Here is a 17,059-nt window from a genome sequence, read left to right as displayed (position 1 = left end):
AGAGCGCTGTTCACTGGGCGTCCTCCATAACAGTCTCGGTGACGGTCGGGGTGGCGCGGCGACGCTGCAGCCGCGGGACGGTGAGCCGCCACCGCTGAGCGGGATCGGTGGCCAGCCGCACCCACGCGGCGAGCACGGCGGCGGACACCGTCGCGATCACGATGGCCAGGCCGGGGAAGAACGAGAGCCACCATGCGGTCTGCAGGTAGTTCTGCCCCTGGGCCACCATCAGGCCCCAGCTGACGTCGGGTGCCTGGATGCCGATGCCGAGGAAGCTCAGCGACGACTCGGCGAGCATGACGTAGCAGAAGTCGAGGGTGGCGACCGTCAGCAGCGTCGGCAGCACGATCGGGAAGACGTGGCGTCGGATGATGCTGAAGCTCCCCGCCCCGAACGTACGGGCCGCGTCGACGAAGACCCGGCTCTGCAGCTCGGCCGACTCCGCCCGCGCGGTGCGCAGGTAGATCGGGATGCGGGTGATCGCCAGCACGATCACGATGTTGCGCGGGCTGGGCGAGTAGACGTAGAGCACGACCACCGCCATCAGCAGCGACGGGAAGCTCAGGATCACATCGGCGATCCGCATCACGAGGGTCTCGCGCCAACCACGGTGGTAGCCGGCCCACATGCCGATCACCGAGCCGACGACCAGCGAGATCAGCACCGCGGGGACGGCGACGCCGAGGGTGGTCCGGGTCGCGACGACGATCCGGGCCAGGACGCTGCGTCCGAGCGAGTCCGTGCCCAGTACGTAGAGCCAGCCGTCGAGCTCGAGCGGCGCCTTGTTGCCTCGGGTCAGGTCCTGGGCGTTGGCCTCGCTGCCGAGCAGGACCGGCCCGAAGACCGCGACGAGCAGGATGAAGCAGAGGATCACGGCGGCCACGGTCGCGACCTTGTCGCGCAGCAGCATCCGCCAGTAGCTGGTGCTCATCAGTTCTCCTCCTTCACACCATCGCCTTGTCGCGCACACGGGCGTCGAGCAGGGCGTAGCAGATGTCGATGGCGATGTTGAGCAGGAAGATCGTCACCGCGGTGAGCAGCACGGCCGCCTGCAGGATGGCGAAGTCGCGGCCGGTGATCGAGTCGATCATCAGCTTGCCGATGCCGGGCCAGCCGAAGATCGACTCCACGACCACGGCACCGTTGACCAGCCCGACCGCCAGGTCGCCGGCCACGGTCAGCGCCGGGGCGGCGGCGTTGCGCAGGGCGTGGTGCGCGACGACCCGACGGCTGTCGGCACCCTTGCTGCGCGCCAGCCGGACGTACGGCGCCGACAGGGCCGCCACCATCGCGCCCCGCACCACCTGGGTGAGCACGCCGACGGGGCGCAGCAGCAGCACCGCGATCGGCAGGACCCAGGACAGCAGTCCAGCGTCGACGCCCGAGGTCGGCAGCACCCCGAGCATCACCGCGAAGACCCAGACACCCATGATGGCGAGCCAGAAGTCGGGGACGCTCGCGGCGGTCATCGAGAGGAACGACGCGAACCGGTCGGCCAGCGAGTTCGGACGGTACGCAGCCCACGAGCCGATCACGACGGCGAGGACGACCGCGATCAGCATCGTGGTGATCGCCAGCTGGAGCGTCGCGGGGAAGGCCCGCAACGCCATCGCGGCCGCGGACTCACCCGTGCTCAGCGAGGTGCCGAAGTCCAGGCGGAGGATGCCCTGGAGGTAGTCGACCAGCTGCTGCCAGACCGGCAGGTCGAGGCCGTTGACGGCGCGGAAGGTCTCCTTCTGGGCCTCGGTGGCGTTCTCCGGCAGGTACAGGCTGGCCGGGTCACCGGTGAGGCGGGCCAGGAAGAACACCCCGAGCAGCACCACGACGAGCGGCAGCAGCGAGGTGAGGGCTCGCTTGCGGAGGAACGTCACCATCGACGGCCTCCCGGGTGAGTCGCGGCCGGGCTCACTTGGCCGGCTTCATCTCGGTCACGCGCATCTCGTCGCCGGTCGCCGAGTTGGGCTCGTACTCGACGTTCTCCGACTCGCCGATGATCCCGGTCATGTGCGCGATGTAGGCGAACTGCGAGACCGTCTCCGGCTCGTCGGCGAAGATGTCGGCGAACGCGGTCTGGCGGTCATCGCCCTCGGCCTTGTCGGCGGCGCCGATCTGGGCGTCGAACTCCGGCGTACCGAACGTCGACTGGGCGCCGTCGCTGAGCATGTACTGGTCGACGGAGAACTGGGCGTCGCCCGCCTGGTTGCCGTGCTGGACGAGGATGATGTACGGCCCGGTGTTCTTCGGGAACGGTCGGGACTGGTACTCGACCGACGCGGCGGTGTCCATCATCTCGATCGAGACGTTGAGGCCGATGTCCTCGAGCGCCTTCTGGACGACCTCGACGGTCTCGCCGACCTTGGGGAAGAGGCCGTTGCGGGAGATCAGCCGGATCTTGGTGTCCGTCGGCACCCCGTCGGCCTTCGCCTCGGCGATGAGCGACTTCGCCTTCTCCGGGTCGTGAGGCCACGGCTCGAGGTCGGCGTTGTGGCCCACGACGCCCTCGGGCACCAGCTGCGAGGCGACCTCGGCGTACCCCTCGAAGAGGCTGTCGACGATGGACTCGCGGTCGATCGCGTAGTTGATCGCCTGGCGCACCCGGATGTCGTCGAGCGGAGCGTACGTCCCGGTCGAGCGCAGCGCGGTGGTCTCGTTGTTCGGGTAGCGGACCGCGGCGTCGCCGGAGAGGTCCTCCGGCGCGAGGCCGGTGGCGATGTCGGCCTCGTTGTTGGTGATCATGGCGGCGCGTACGCTGCCCTCCTCACGCCACTGGTACTCCGCGGTCTTGAAGGCGGGAGCCTCGCCCCAGTAGGTGTCGTTGACCGCGAGGGTCAGCTTGGTGCCGTTCTGCCAGTCCTCGATCTTGTAGGGACCGGTGCCGATCGGCTCGCGCACCTTCGCGGTGTCGCTGGTCGAGGCGGGCACGACCTCGATGAAGGAGAGGCGCAGCGGCAGGATCGGGTCGGTCTCGGCGGTGGTCACCTCGAGGTGGGTGGCGTCGACGGCCTTGACCTGGAGGTCGTCGTCACCGAAGACGTACCCCTCGACGTTGCAGCCGAAGGTGCCGTTGACCGCGCGGTCGATCGAGTGCGCGGCGGCCTCGGCGTCGAAGGCGGAGCCGTCGGAGAACTTCACGCCCTCACGCAGGGTGAAGGTCCACTTGGTCGGCTCGGTCTGCTCCCATTCGGTGGCGAGCAGCGGCTGGAGCTCACCGGAGGCGGGGTCGCGCTCGACCAGCGGCTCGGTGATGTTGGAGCGCACGACGACGCCCGTCGAGGTCAGGTTGGCATCACACGGTTCGAGGGTCGGCGGCTCCTGCGGGAGCACGATCCGGACCGTGTCGCCGGCGGCGCCGGCACTGTCGGAGTTGGCGACACCGCACGCCGAGAGGGTGAGCGAGGCAGCCATGAGCGAGGCGCTTGCGAGACCGAAACGGGACCGCAGCGAGGGACGAAAGTTCATGCGACTGTTCCTCCAGTCGATCGGCGACGTCTGCATATGTGGACGTCGTTGTCATTCGTGGATGAACCGTACGAGCGAGTTTTGTGTGACGTCAAGCACGTCAGGCAATGCTCATAGGGCATCGAGCGATGCAGTCACGATGTTGGACGCGTATCACGATCGCTACCTAGCCTCGGGATCTCCGACGTCGCCGAACCCCTTGAGGAGACCCCATGGGCCGCTACTCCCCCACCGAGATTCGTGACGCCCTCGGCGCCGGCCTGCTGTCGTTCCCGGTGACGCACGCGACCGCCGACTACGCCTTCGACGAGGACGGCTACCGCGCGCACCTGCAGCACCTCGACGGCTTCGACGTCGCCGGCCTCTTCGCCGCCGGCGGCACCGGCGAGTTCTTCTCGCTCACCCACGACGAGGTGTCCCGGGTCCTGCGGGCCACCGTCGAGGAGGCCGGTGACGGCACCCCGGTGATGGGCGCGGCCGGCTACGGCACCTCCCAGGCCGTCGCGATGGCGCAGCGTGCCGAGGCGGACGGCGCCGACGGCATCCTGCTGCTGCCTCCCTATCTCACCGAGCTGCCGGGTCGTGGCCTCTACGAGCACGTCGCCCGCGTCTGCTCCGCCACCTCGCTCGGCGTGATCGTCTACCACCGCGCCAACGCCCGCTACGACGCCGACACCGTCGTCCGTCTCGCCGAGGAGTTCCCGAACCTCATCGGCTTCAAGGACGGCGTCTGCGACATCGACCTGCTGGCCACGCTCAACGCCCGTCTCGGCGACCGCCTGCTCTACGTCGGCGGCCTGCCCACCGCCGAGACGTACGCCCTCCCCTATCTGGAGCTCGGCGTCAGCACCTACTCCTCGGCGATCTTCAACTTCGCGCCGCAGTGGGCGGTCGAGTTCTACCAGGCCGTACGCAAGCGCGACCGCGACGAGGTGCTCGCCCGGCTCCGTGACTTCGTCGTCCCCTACATCGCGATCCGCGACCGCGGGGCCGGCTACGGCGTCTCGATCGTCAAGGCCGGGCTCACCGCGGCCGGCCGTCCGGCCGGTCCCGTACGTCCCCCGCTGGCCGACCTCACCGAGCCGGAGCTGGCGGAGCTGACCGCCCTCGTCAAGACCGTCATCTGACGGCCACCCGAACGACAGGAGATACCGTGACCCGCCGCATCCTCCAGGTAGGACCGCTCAAGCCCTCCCTGGCCGCCACCCTCACCGACCGCTACGACTCCCTGGTGCTGCCGGCCGACGACACCCGGGCCGCGTTCCTCGCCGAGCACGGTCCCTCGATCGGTGCCGTGGTGACCACCGGCCGGACCGGCGTACCGGCGGAGCTGATGGCGCAGCTGCCCGCGCTCGGTGCCGTCATCAACTTCGGCGTCGGCTACGACACCACCGACGTCGAGGGCGCAGCCGCGCGTGGGGTGCTGGTCTCGAACACCCCCGACGTGCTGACCGACTGCGTCGCCGACACCGCGCTCGGCCTCGCCATCGACACCCTGCGCGGCCTCAGCGCCGCCGATCGGTTCGTACGCCGCGGCGACTGGCCCGAGGTCGTCACCTACCCCCTGACCCGCAAGGTGTCCGGCAAGCGGGTCGGCATCCTGGGCCTGGGCCGCATCGGCCAGGCGATCGCGACCCGCTTCGAGGCGTTCGGCTGCCCGATCTCCTACCACTCCCGCAGCGAGGTCACCGGCTCCACCTACACCTACGCCGCCTCCCCCGCTCAGCTCGCCGCCGACGTCGACATCCTGGTCCTCGCCACCTCCGGCGGCAGCGGTACGCAGCACCTCGTCGACCGCAAGGTGCTCGAGGCGCTGGGACCCGACGGCTACCTGATCAACATCGCGCGCGGCTCCGTCGTGGACCAGGAGGCGCTGATCGAGCTGCTGCTCGAGGGCGGCCTCGCCGGCGCCGGGCTCGACGTCTACGCCGAGGAGCCCGCGGTGCCCGCCGAGCTGATGGACCTCGACAACGTGGTCCTCCTCCCCCACCTGGCCAGCGGCACCGTCGAGACCCGGGCCGCCATGGAGCAGCTGACTCTCGACAACCTGGACCGCTGGCTCGCCGACGGCACCGTCCTCACTCCGGTGCCGGAGGTGTCACCTCGGGGCGCAGCGCGATCTCGGTGACCCGGTTGCCGTTCCGGGCGGCCACCTCCAAGATGCCTCCCGGAACGACCAGCACCTCCCCGACCTGCGGGATGTGGCCCAGCCGGGAGATGAGATAGCCCGCGACGGTCTCGTAGCCGCCGTCCTCGAGATCGATACCGGTGGTGTCCGCGAAGTCCTCGATCGTCATCGCACCGTCGATCCGGGACAGGTCATCGTGGTCGCGGATGCGGGCCTCGCCGTGGTCGTACTCGTCGCGGATGTCGCCGATCATCTCCTCGACGAGGTCCTCGAGGGTCACGATGCCGTCGGTGCCGCCGTACTCGTCCACGACCATCGCCAGGTGGGTGCCGCCCTCGCGCATCGTGGCGACCGACGGGATAACCCGCTTGCTCCCCGGCAGGGCGAGCACCGGACGAGCGACGTCGCGAACCGTGCGCGGGTCGCTCGGGGCGACACCGAGCAGGTCGCGTACGTGCAGGAACCCGAGGATGTCGTCGAAGCCCGCGCCGGTCACCGGGTAGCGGGAGTAGGGCAGGTCGCGCACCTTCTCGGCGGCCATGGGAAGCGGCGTCGAGGCGGGCATGAAGGTGACGTCGCCGCGCGGGCGCATCACCTCCTTGAGCGTCGTCTCGGTGGTGGCGAAGACGTCGCGGAGGATCCGCCGCTCCTCCTCCTCGAGGTCCTGGTTGGTGGAGACCATCTCGCGCAGCTCCTCCTCCGAGACCTGCTCGGCCGAGGCCTTCGGGTCGCCGCCGAGCAGCCTCACCACGGCATCGGTGGAGACCGAGAGCAACCAGATCACCGGCCGCATCACGGTGGCGAACCTGTCCAGCACCGGCGCGACGGCCAAGGAGATGCCGGCGGACTTCTGCAGCGCCAGACGCTTGGGCACCAGCTCGCCCAGCACCAGGGAGAGGTAGGCGATGAACAGGGTCAGCACGATCAGCGCCGTGGTCTGGGCGAGCGCCTCACCCATGCCGAGGCGCTCGAGGTAGGGCGCCACGTCGGGAGCGATCGTCGACCCGCCGTAGGCCGCGGAGAGGAACCCCGCGACGGTCACGCCGATCTGCACCGCCGCCAGGAAGCGGTTGGGGTTGCGCGCGACCTCCGCCACGCGCGCCCCGCGCGGCCCCTGCCGCGCCATCGCCGCCAGCTGGCTCTCCCGCAGCGACACCAGCGCCAGCTCGGTCGCGGCGAAGACCCCGCCGACCAGCACGAAGACCAGCACCAGCCCCATGCTGAGGAATGTCTGACTGTCCATCAGGCCCGCCCACCCTTCGTTGTGATCCAGGGGGAGCGGTTGGAACTTCGAGGCCTCTTCACGGGTACGAATCTACAGCCAGGCTCCGCGTCAGTCCGACTCCGCTCCGGCGAGCGCCAGGCGAACCACGACCCCCTTCGACGTCGGGGTGTTGCTGCCCTCGGCGACGCTGTCGAGCGGAACCAGGACGTTGGTCTCCGGATAGTACGCGGCCGCCGACCCACGGCTCGCCGGGTAGGCGACCAGGGTGAAACCGGGCGCGCGCCGCTCGACGCCGTCCTCCCAGACCCCGATGATGTCGACGCGGTCGCCGTCGGCCAGCCCCAGCTCGTCGATGTCGGCCGGGTTGACCATCACGATGCGCCGGGCGTGATGGATACCGCGGTAACGGTCGTCCATGGCGTACGGGATGGTGTTCCACTGGTCGTGGGAGCGCAGCGTCTGCAGGATCAGGTGACCCGGCGGGGCCTCCAGCCAGGTCAGGTCGTTGCGCGTGAAGACGGCCTTGCCGCTCGGGGTGCGGTAGACGCCGGAGTTGACCGGGTTGGGCAGGACGAACCCGGTCGGCTCCTTGATCCGCTCGTTGAAGTCCTCGAACCCCGGCACCACCCGGGCGATCCGGTCGCGGACGCGGCCGTAGTCCGCCTCGAAGTCGGCCCACCGGATGCGGTGGCGCTCACCGATCGTGGCCTGCGCGAGCCGGGAGACGATCGCGACCTCGCTGAGCAGGTCCGGTGAAGCGGGCGCCAGCTTGCCGCGGGTGGCGTGCACCGAGCTCATCGAGTCCTCGACGGTGACGAACTGCTCGCCGCTCGCCTGGACGTCGACGTCGCTGCGGCCCAGCGTGGGCAGGATCAGCGCGGTGTCCCCGACCACCGTGTGAGAGCGGTTGAGCTTGGTGGAGACCTGCACCGTCAGCCGGCAGCTCTTCAGCGCGGCCTCGGCGACGTCACTGTCGGAGATCGCCCGGACGAAGTTGCCGGCGACACCCACGAAGACCTTCGCGCGACCATCCCGCATCGCCCGGACACCGTCGACCGAGTCGTACCCGTGCTTGCGCGGCGGCTCGAACCCGAACTCGGCACCGAGCGCGTCGAGGAAGGAGTCGGGCATCTTCTCCCAGATGCCCATCGTCCGGTCGCCCTGCACGTTGGAGTGGCCCCGGACCGGGCACACCCCCGCCCCGGGCTTGCCGATGTTGCCCCGCAGCATGAGGAAGTTGACCACCTCGCGGATCGTCGGCACCCCGTGCTTGTGCTGGGTCAGACCCATCGCCCAGCAGACGATGACCGAGCGACTGGTCAGCACCTGCTCGTGGACCGCCTCGATCTCCTCGCGGGTCAGGCCGGTCGCCTCGAGCGCCGTCTCCCAGGTGATCGCGCGGGCCTGCTCGGCGAAGGCGTAGAAGCCGGTGGTGTACTCCGCGATGTACTCCCAGTCCAGGACGCCGCCGCCCGCGTCCCGGTCGGACTCGAGCAGACGACGGTTGAGCATCTGGAACAGCGCCAGGTCGCCGCCGGGGCGGATCTGCAGGAACTGGTCCGCGATCTGGGTGCCGCGGCCCACCACGCCCCGGGCCTTCTGCGGGTTCTTGAACCGCATCAGTCCCGCCTCGGGCAGCGTGTTGACCGCGATCACCCTGCCGCCGCGCTGCTTGGTCTCCTCCAGCGCCGACAGCATCCGCGGGTGGTTCGTGCCCGGGTTCTGGCCGACCACGAACACCAGGTCCGCGTTGTAGATGTCGTCGAGCTGGACGCTGCCCTTGCCGATCCCGAGGGTCTCGTTGAGCGCCGAGCCGCTCGACTCGTGACACATGTTGGAGCAGTCGGGCAGGTTGTTGGTGCCGAACGCGCGAGCGAAGAGCTGCAGCAGGAACGCGGCTTCGTTGTTGAGCCGCCCCGAGACGTAGAACATCGCCTCGTCGGGAGAGTCCAGGCCGTTGAGCTCCTCGCCGATGGTCGCGAACGCGTCCTCCCAGCTGATCGGCTCGTAATGGGTGGCGCCGGGCCGCTTGACCATCGGCTCGGTCAGCCGGCCCTGCTGGTTGAGCCAGTAGTCCGACTTCCCGTCCAGCTCGGCGACCGAGTGCTGCGCGAAGAACTCCCGCGTCACCCGGCGCGAGGTGGCCTCGTCGGCGATGTGCTTCGCGCCGTTCTCGCAGTACTCGTTCTTGTGCCGGTGGCCCGGCTCCGGCCAGGCACACCCCGGACAGTCCATCCCGCCGGCCTGGTTGAGGTTCAACAGCGTGAGCGCCGTACGCCGCACCGACGTCTGCGTCAGCGAATACTCGAGCGCCTTCCGCACCGCCGGCACACCGGCCGCCCAGGTCTTCGGTTCGGTGACGCCGAGCGCCTCCACCGGTTCCTCCACGGAGTACGCACCGTTCGCGTCTCGCTTCACCACACCCGTTCCCTTTCGCGACTCGAGCTAGCTGGCCGACCTGGGCAGCTCCGCGTCCTCTTCCTCAGCCAGCTCGTCGGCCGACTCGTCAGCAGGCGCGTCCGGATCGCGGGAGACTCGGATGACGAAGTCGTCACCGTGCTCCGAGACCCCGTAGACGACGGCCTGCTCGACAGCCTTGGAAGCGTACTGGGCCCGGACGACCAGCGGGTCCTCGCGTAGGTCCTTCACCAGCGAGACGCACAGCGCGACCATGACCAGCACGAACGGAACCGCCGCGACGATGGTGATCGTCTGCAACCCGCTCAGCGCGTCGGAGCCGCCGACCAGGAGCATGACCGCAGCGACCGCACCCGTGGCGACACCCCAGAAGATCACGGTCGGCTTGCTGGGCTCGATGGAGCCGCGCTCGGAGAGCGTGGCCATCACGATCGAGGCCGCGTCCGCCCCCGAGACGAAGAAGAGCGCGACCAGGATCATGACCACCACGCTCGCCACCGTCGCGAGCGGGAAGGACTCCAGCGTGGTGAACAGCTGGGTCTCCACGCCACCCGCGCCGGCGATGTCCACCCCGTCCAGCTGCAGGTCGATGGCCGCGCCGCCGAAGACGGCGAACCAGGCCAGGCTCACCAGCGACGGCACGAGCAGCACCCCGGTCACGAACTGGCGGATGGTCCGCCCGCGCGAGATCCGGGCGATGAACATGCCGACGAACGGGGTCCAGGAGAGCCACCACGCCCAGTAGAAGACCGTCCAGCTCGACAGCCAGGAAGCGGTCTCGGACCCCTCGGCCGAGGTGCGCGCCGACATCATCGCGACCTCTTGGAAGTAGGACCCGACGGTCGTCGGGACCAGGCTGAGGATGAACACGGTCGGTCCGGCCACGAAGACGAACAGGGCCAGCCCGACGGCGAGCACCATGTTGATGTTCGAGAGCCACTGGATCCCCTTGGCCACCCCCGAGACGGCCGAGAAGACGAAGGCGACGGTGAGCACGGCGATGATGGCCACCAGGATGCCGTTGCCGGTCGTGCCGAGCCCGCCGACGATCTCGAGCCCGCTGCGGATCTGGAGCGCCCCCAGCCCCAGCGATGCCGCCGACCCGAACAGGGTCGCGAAGATCGCGAGCATGTCGATGACCTTCCCGCCCGCGCCGTGCGCGTGACGCCCGAGAAGCGGCTCGAAGACCGAGCTGATCAGCAGACCGCGGCCCTTGCGGAAGACGCTGTACGCGATCGCGAGCCCGACCAGGGCGTAGATCGCCCACGGGTGGATCCCCCAGTGGAACAGGGTCGTGGCCATGGCCGTCTGGATCTTCTCGGACTGGCCGTCGCCGACAGAGCCCGGCGGGGGTGAGATGTAGTGGCTGATCGGCTCGCTGACACCGTAGAAGATGAGGCCGATCCCCATGCCGGCGCTGAACATCATGGTGATCCACGAGACCGTGCGGAACTCGGGCTCCTCACCGTCCCGGCCGAGCGGGATGTTGCCGAACCTGCCGAAGGCGAGCCACAGCACGAAGCCGACGAAGGTCGACGCCGCAGTGACGAAGAGCCACCCGAGGTTGCCCATCACCCACGACAGCGACTTCCCCGAGACCGACGCCAGCGAATCCGTGCTGACGAATCCCCAGACCAGGAAGCCGACCGCGATGATCGCGGTGACCCCGAAGACGACGCGATCGAGACCCCCGCTGTTCTTGGCTGTCTCATCGGGAGGGCAGTCGAGGGCCGGATGGGTCGGGCTCTGGTTGACGGACCGGTGGCGTGGCGACGCCACCGGTGAAAGGTCTCCGCTACCTGTGGGTGATCTCATGACGCACTCCGATCGAGGGCTCTTGGGATGAGCAGCATCTGTCGGTGCCACAGAGGGCTCCGGGCGGCGGCACTTCGGTGGGGCGCTACACAGCCAGACACTGATATACCAGTCACCTTATATGTGATGCATCACACGAGCAAGGGTCAGATCTCGACGACGAGATCGAGCTCGACCGGCGCATCCAGCGGCAGCACCGAGACCCCGATCGCAGAGCGCGCGTGCTGCCCGATGTCGCCGAACAAGCGGCCGAGGAGCTCCGAGGCGCCATTGGCGACAAGAGCCTGGTCGGTGAAGAGCGCGCCCGAGGCGACGTAGACCACGACCTTGACGACACGCTTCACCTGCCCGAGATCGCCGATCTCGCCCTTGACCGCGGCGAGCGCGTTGAGCACGCACCACTGCGCACAGACCCGGCCGTCGGCGATACCGAGGGTGTCGCCGACACTGCCGGTGGCGAGAAGCTCGCCCTCCCGGATCGGCAGCTGCCCCGAGGTGAAGACGAACGCCCCCGCGCGAACCGCAGGCACGTGCGCCGTCGCCGGCGGCACCACCTCACGGACGGGCAGGCCGAGCTCGGCGAGCACCGCATCCGACGGCGGCACGGCCGTGTTGGATCTGCGCTGACTCAGCAGCCGCACCACTCGGTTCGCACGCTCCGGCATAGCGGGACACTAGCACTGATATACTAGTTGTCGACAGTGTCTTCAGGAGGTGGCCCGTGACCCACGCCGTTCTTCCGCGGATCGTCGTCGTCGACCACCACGACTCCTACACCTGGAACCTCGTGCACCTGATCGCCGGCGTCACCGGAGCGCTCCCGACCGTGGTCCAGCACGACACGACGACAGCGGCTCATGTGCTCGGGTTCGACCACGTCGTGCTCTCCCCCGGCCCCGGGCACCCGGCGAACCCCGGCGACTTCGCCGTCGGCGGCGACGTTCTCCGCGCCGGGACGGTCCCGGTGCTCGGCGTGTGTCTCGGCATGCAGGGCGTCGTGACCACCTACGGAGGACGCGTCGACCGGATCCCGCCCGCACACGGCGACGTCGCGCGGGTCCGGCATCGCGGCGACCCGCTGTTCTCCGGCGTACCGTCCTCGTTCTCGGCGGTTCGCTATCACTCGCTCGCCGCGACGAGCATCCCACCCGAGCTCCAGGTCATCGCCGAGACCGAAGGCGGCGACGGCGAGCCGGTGGTGATGGCCGTACGTCACCGATCGCTGCCACACCTGGGCGTGCAGTTCCATCCCGAGTCGATCCTGAGCGAGCACGGCGCCGCACTGGTCGCGAACTTCCTCGCGGCGACGGCATGAGGACCGAGGAGCGGTTCGTCGAGATGGCGAGCACCCACCCGCGCTGCTTCTGGCTGGACGCCGGCCCCGGGACCACCCGGGGCTCGATCACGGGGGCCTCGATCATGGGCGCTCTGCGCGACGACGACGTCTCCCTCACCTACGACGCCACCCGCGGCGAGGTCCTCCGACACCGCGGTGACGACGTCCGCCCGGTCGGCGCCGACATCTTCGCCGTCCTCGGCGACGAGCTCGCCCGTACGCCCCCGGACGAGATCTGGGTCGGCTACTTCGGCTACGCGTGCCGCCCGGACCTCCCGGCCCGGAAGAGCCGCACGGACGGTCCCGCGATGCCCGACGCGGTCTGGATGCGCACCCGGCGCACGCCGGGCTTCGACCGGTCGCCGACCACGGGTCCCGTGGGACACCGGGCGACGCGATCCGTCGCCGAGACCCCGGACGCCTACACGCGAGCCTTCGACCGGGTGCAGCGAGAGCTGAGGGCCGGCAACACGTACGAGGCGAACCTGACCCACCGGATCCAGGTGCGGGACGACGTCGACCCGGCCCTCGCCTACCTGCGCCTGCGCGAGCTCAACCCCGCCCCGTACGCAGGCTTCATCCAGCACCACGACGTCCGACTGCTCAGCTCCTCACCCGAGCGGTACGCCACGATCGACCGGGACCGGGTGATCGAGACCCGGCCGATCAAGGGCACCACCCCGCGCGCGACGTGCCCCGACGAGGACGAGGAGCTGCGCCGGCAGCTGGCGTCGAACCCGAGGTTCCGCGCCGAGAACCTGATGATCGTCGACCTCCTCCGCAACGATCTGGCGATGGTGTGCGAGCCCGGGTCGGTGACGGTCCCGTCGTTGATGGCGGTCGAGTCCTACGCATCGGTCCACCAGCTCGTGACGACCGTGCGCGGCCGGTTGCGCGACGGCGTCAGCGGCCTCGAGGCCCTGCGCGCCCTCTTCCCCGCCGGCTCGATGACCGGCGCACCGAAGCTCCGGACCATGGAGATCGTCCGAAGCGTCGAGACCAGCCCGCGCGGCGTCTACTCCGGCGCCTTCGGATGGATCGCACCCGACGGCCGGGCGGATCTCGGTGTCGTGATCAGAAGCCTCACCACTCCCGGCGACGGCACCTGGGAGCTCGGCACGGGAGGCGGGATCACCGTCCACTCGACCGCGCAGGAGGAGTACGCCGAGTCGGGCTGGAAGGCCGAGCGGCTGCTGCGGGTGTTCGGCACGCCATTGCCCGGCGACTGATGTATCAGTCTAAGATGGTAAAAAGCGCTCAGGCCGGAACGGACAAGTGGGGCACGACTCAATGACGGTTGACGAGATCCTGGCAACGACGGTGAGTCCCCCCGCCGGCTCACTCGCCGAGCAGGCCTACCAGTACATCCGCGAGCGCCTGGTGATGCTCGACATCCGGCCGGGGGCGCCGATCAACGACGGCCAGATCGCCGCGGCCATCGGGATGGGCCGCACGCCCGTCCGCGAGGCGATCAAGCGCCTCGAGGCCGACCACCTGGTCCACTCCTTCCCTCGCCGCGGCACCTTCGCCACGACGATCGACGCGACCGAGCTCAGCGCGATCGCCGAGATCCGCCGCCAGCTCGCGCCGTACGCCTCACGCGCGGCCGCCGAGCGCGCGACGGCCGAGCAACGCGAGCAGATGCGCGCCCTCGCGGCCCAGATCGGCGAGGGCAAGCTCGGCGACGGAGACCGAACCTCGCTGATGCAGGTCGACAAGGCCGCGCACGGGCTGATCTACCGCTCGAGCGGTAACGCCCACCTGGAGGACATCCTGATCAGGTACGACAACCTGGCCATCAGGATCTGGTGGATGGTGATCGACCGGCTCCCCGACCTGGCCCACCACGTCGTCGAGCAGGCCCAGCTCCTCACCGCCGTCGCCGACGGCGACGCCGACCGGGCCGAGGAGCTCACCCTCGCGCACATCGGCGGCTTCGAGCGCGAGATCCGCCAGGTCCTCTGACGCCCGGGTGGCTGCCAGGCCTGCGACCTGACAGCCACCGGTGCTGCGTACGCCTCCTCAGCAGTCGAGCTGGATGTCACCCAGAGGCTTGGAGCAGCAGATCAGGACCTTCTGGTTGGCGATCTCCTTGGGCCGGATGCCGCCGTTGTGCTTCATATCGACCTCTCCGGCGAGCATCGACACCTTGCAGGTCCCGCACATGCCCTGACCACAGGCGGCCATCGGCCGCATGCCGGCGGCCATCGCCGCCTCCAGGATGGTCTCGTCCGGACCGCACGTGATCATCCGCCCGCTGCGTGCGAACTCGACCGAGAACCCGGCCGCGGCCTCCTCCTCGGAGTCCTGCTCGATCGGCGGCGCGGCGGTCGGGGCGGGCACCTCGGGAGCGCCGAAGTCGAAGCTCTCCTCGTGATACTTCCCCATGTCGTAGTCGAGCTCTTCGAGCAGCGACTTCGCCGCGGCCATGTAGCCCGCGGGACCGCAGATGAACGTCTCCCGCTCGCCGAGGTCAGGGGCCAGGATCTCGAGCACCGGCTTGGAGATGCGTCCCTGCAGCCCCATCCAGCGCTCGGTCGGGGCATCACCCTCACAGATCTCCACCACCCGCAGGTTGGGCATCAGGCGTGCCATCGCCTCCAGCTCACCGCGGTAGATGATGTCTGCCGGCGTACGCGCGCTGTGGACGAAGAGGATGTCCGCCTCGGACCCGAGGTCGTACAACGTCCGCGTCATCGAGAGCACCGGGGTGATCCCGCTCCCCGCCGAGAGGAACAGGTACTTCGGTGCGTCCTCCTCCGGCAGGACGAAGGCACCCGCCGGCGCGTGCATCGAGATCCACGCCCCGGGCTCGAGGTTGTCGTGGAGCCAGTTCGACACGACGCCGTCGGCGACCCGCTTGACCGTGATCGCCAGTCGGTCGGGCCTGGTCGGCGGTGAGGCGATCGTGTAGCAGCGCGTCATCAGCTCGCCGTCGATCTCGACCCGGATGGTGATGAACTGTCCGGCCTCGAAGTCGAAGGGACGTCGCTCGGGGGTCGTGAAGACGAAGGTCTTCACGTCATGGGTGACGGCCAGGACCTGGCTGCACACCAGATCCATCACGTCGCTCTCGGCCCAGCAGGGCTCCAGCATCCGCTTGCTGCGGACCGGGGCCGGGCGGCCGTTCTGCAGGCCGAACGAGTTCGGCTCCGACACCGCGGGGATGTCGGTCTCCAAGATCGTCATGTCTCCTCCCACCTCTGGCTAGGCGTTGGCTCGGACGCGTTGGACGTACCAGGTGATGAAGGCATCGACCTCACCCTCGACGGCCGAGTAGGGACCGGGTACGTAGCCCGGGTCCGCGACTCCTCGCTGGGTGCCCTCGACCAGGACGCGGTCCTGGTCGTTGGTGGCACGCCAGACGGAGGTGAGCGACTCGACCGAGTAGTCGACGCCCTCGACGGCCTCCGGGTTCACCAGCCAGGTCGTCCGCACCAGCGTCCGGTCGACAGCGAGCGGGATCACCGAGAAGACGACGGCGTGGTCACCGAGGAAGTGGAACCACGAGTTGGGCTGCATGTGCAGCGACAGGTCGCCGAACCGCGGGTCCTCGATGGAGCCCATCAGCTTCGCGCAGAGCTGCTGCCCATCCGGTCCGAACGACGCGCCCGCGCCGTCGAGCGGGAGGTGGGAGAGCTGGAACCCCGTCGACCGGCCCTCGAGCTCGCAGCGTTCCTCGTGGGGGAAGCCGATGGCCTCGCGGGCCTTCTCGAGCTCGACCTGGGCCTCCTGGTAGCGCTCGAAGGTCGCCTGCATCCGAGGTGGGACATCCTTGGCCTCGTAGCGGCTGATCGGGAAGTACGCCGTCACCAGCTCCGGATGGGAGGCGTCGCAGTGGTGGCACTCCCGGTTGTTCTCCATCACCAGCTTCCAGTTGCCCTCCTCGACGATGTCGGTCTGATGGGCGACCTTCGCCGAGGCGAGCGAGTAGGGCTTGAGGTAGGGCTCGAGGAACTCGCTGACCTCGTCGAAGTCGGCCGGCGGCTCGTCGGAGAGGCAGAGGAAGACCAGCCCGCCGACAGCACGGACGTTGACCGGCTTGAGCCCGAACCTGTCGTACTCGAACGTGTCCGCCTGCGACTCGGCGAAGATGAGACTGCCGTCGACCCGGTAGGTCCACTGGTGGTAGGGACACACGATGTTGCCGATCGAGCCGCAGGCCGACTCGAGCAGTCGCGACCCGCGGTGCCGGCAGACGTTCCGGAAGGCGCGGACGTTCTCGTCGTCGTCGCGAACGACGATGACCGAGTGGGCGCCCACATCGATGGTGACGTAGTCACCGGGATCCGGGATCTCCGCCTCGGCGACAGCGAAGATCCAGTGCTGGCCGAAGATGACGTCGAGATCCTGGTCGTAGATCTCCGAGCTGGTGTAGAAAGGCGCCTCCAGGCTGTAGCCGGATGCTCGCCTGTCCGCCAGGGACGCCAGATCCACCGGCGTCGTTTCGATGCTCATTCGCGTCACGTTGATGTCTCCCACGCTCAAACCGGGCAGATTCCGGGCTCAGATACGACGGTCCGCCATGCGGCGGTTGTTTCACTCTGCACAACTACTGCGTAGCGTGAAACGATTCTGCCGCGCGAATCTCGGCGCTGTCAACGGGTCCCTCGGGAATCCCTCAGAGGATTTACAAACGCTTTACGACGCACGCGGAGGGGCCCGCATGCACCAGGCA

Annotated in this window: 14 protein-coding genes; 5 read left to right on the top strand and 9 right to left on the bottom strand. The window is 69.1% G+C overall.

What is annotated here, in order from left to right; all coding sequences use genetic code 11:
* Positions 1-10: 10 nt before the first annotated feature.
* Genes ACFU7D_RS07595 through ACFU7D_RS07585 form a run of 3 tightly spaced genes read right to left on the bottom strand, consistent with a single transcriptional unit; the run spans position 11 to position 3,459 of the window.
* Positions 11-931: an ABC transporter permease gene (locus ACFU7D_RS07595; RefSeq protein WP_378865282.1), complete on the bottom strand. Its 921-nt coding sequence runs from the start codon at positions 929-931 to the stop codon at positions 11-13.
* Between the two features lie 13 nt (positions 932-944).
* Entirely contained in the window at positions 945-1,874 is a 930-nt protein-coding gene (locus ACFU7D_RS07590) for an ABC transporter permease (protein WP_378725705.1), read from the bottom strand.
* A 31-nt stretch (positions 1,875-1,905) separates the two neighbouring features.
* Positions 1,906-3,459: an ABC transporter substrate-binding protein gene (locus ACFU7D_RS07585; protein WP_378865279.1), complete on the bottom strand. Its 1,554-nt coding sequence runs from the start codon at positions 3,457-3,459 to the stop codon at positions 1,906-1,908.
* A 212-nt stretch (positions 3,460-3,671) separates the two neighbouring features.
* Between ACFU7D_RS07585 and kdgD the strand changes: the two genes are divergently transcribed.
* Entirely contained in the window at positions 3,672-4,586 is a 915-nt protein-coding gene (gene kdgD / locus ACFU7D_RS07580; protein WP_378865276.1) for a 5-dehydro-4-deoxyglucarate dehydratase, read from the top strand.
* Positions 4,587-4,612: 26 nt separating this feature from the next.
* Complete coding sequence (locus ACFU7D_RS07575; protein ID WP_378865273.1) at positions 4,613-5,587, top strand: 2-hydroxyacid dehydrogenase; 975 nt, start codon at positions 4,613-4,615, stop codon at positions 5,585-5,587.
* Here the strand turns inward: ACFU7D_RS07575 and ACFU7D_RS07570 are convergent.
* The 4 genes from ACFU7D_RS07570 to ACFU7D_RS07555 all read right to left on the bottom strand — a co-directional run bounded on the left by ACFU7D_RS07570 (position 5,538) and on the right by ACFU7D_RS07555 (position 11,710).
* Positions 5,538-6,830: a hemolysin family protein gene (locus ACFU7D_RS07570; RefSeq protein WP_378865270.1), complete on the bottom strand. Its 1,293-nt coding sequence runs from the start codon at positions 6,828-6,830 to the stop codon at positions 5,538-5,540. The genes ACFU7D_RS07575 and ACFU7D_RS07570 overlap by 50 nt on opposite strands.
* Before the next feature lie 90 nt (positions 6,831-6,920).
* Positions 6,921-9,230, bottom strand: coding sequence for an FdhF/YdeP family oxidoreductase (locus ACFU7D_RS07565; RefSeq protein ID WP_378865267.1), 2,310 nt, complete (start codon positions 9,228-9,230; stop codon positions 6,921-6,923).
* A gap of 27 nt (positions 9,231-9,257) precedes the next feature.
* Entirely contained in the window at positions 9,258-11,009 is a 1,752-nt protein-coding gene (locus ACFU7D_RS07560) for a BCCT family transporter (protein ID WP_378865264.1), read from the bottom strand.
* Positions 11,010-11,191: 182 nt separating this feature from the next.
* Positions 11,192-11,710, bottom strand: a complete 519-nt coding sequence (locus ACFU7D_RS07555) for a RidA family protein (protein WP_378865261.1) — start codon at positions 11,708-11,710, stop codon at positions 11,192-11,194.
* 56 nt (positions 11,711-11,766) lie between these two features.
* On the opposite strand from ACFU7D_RS07555, the gene ACFU7D_RS07550 reads away from it, so the two are divergent.
* The 3 genes from ACFU7D_RS07550 to ACFU7D_RS07540 all read left to right on the top strand — a co-directional run bounded on the left by ACFU7D_RS07550 (position 11,767) and on the right by ACFU7D_RS07540 (position 14,346).
* Positions 11,767-12,360 carry an anthranilate synthase component II gene (locus tag ACFU7D_RS07550; RefSeq protein ID WP_378865258.1) on the top strand — a complete coding sequence of 198 codons (594 nt, stop codon included), beginning with the start codon at positions 11,767-11,769 and terminating at the stop codon, positions 12,358-12,360.
* A complete protein-coding gene (locus tag ACFU7D_RS07545) occupies positions 12,357-13,610 on the top strand; it encodes an anthranilate synthase component I family protein (RefSeq protein WP_378865255.1) in 1,254 nt (417 codons plus the stop codon). Before ACFU7D_RS07550 ends, ACFU7D_RS07545 begins: the two co-directional genes overlap by 4 nt.
* A 61-nt stretch (positions 13,611-13,671) precedes the next feature.
* Positions 13,672-14,346, top strand: coding sequence for a GntR family transcriptional regulator (locus tag ACFU7D_RS07540; RefSeq protein ID WP_378865253.1), 675 nt, complete (start codon positions 13,672-13,674; stop codon positions 14,344-14,346).
* A 57-nt stretch (positions 14,347-14,403) separates the two neighbouring features.
* Here the strand turns inward: ACFU7D_RS07540 and ACFU7D_RS07535 are convergent, their stop codons facing one another.
* Both ACFU7D_RS07535 and ACFU7D_RS07530 read right to left on the bottom strand, forming a co-directional pair.
* Positions 14,404-15,570 (bottom strand): FAD-binding oxidoreductase, encoded by a 1,167-nt coding sequence (locus ACFU7D_RS07535; protein WP_378865250.1) that lies wholly within the window; start codon positions 15,568-15,570, stop codon positions 14,404-14,406.
* A gap of 18 nt (positions 15,571-15,588) precedes the next feature.
* A complete protein-coding gene (locus ACFU7D_RS07530; RefSeq protein WP_378865247.1) occupies positions 15,589-16,839 on the bottom strand; it encodes an SRPBCC family protein in 1,251 nt (416 codons plus the stop codon).
* Positions 16,840-17,059 lie beyond the last annotated feature (220 nt).

It is taken from the genome of Nocardioides sp. NPDC057577 (assembly GCF_042801335.1).
GTDB lineage: Bacteria > Actinomycetota > Actinomycetes > Propionibacteriales > Nocardioidaceae > Nocardioides.
Note: the sequence above shows the minus strand (reverse complement) of the source record. Positions and strands in the feature narration are given on the sequence as shown.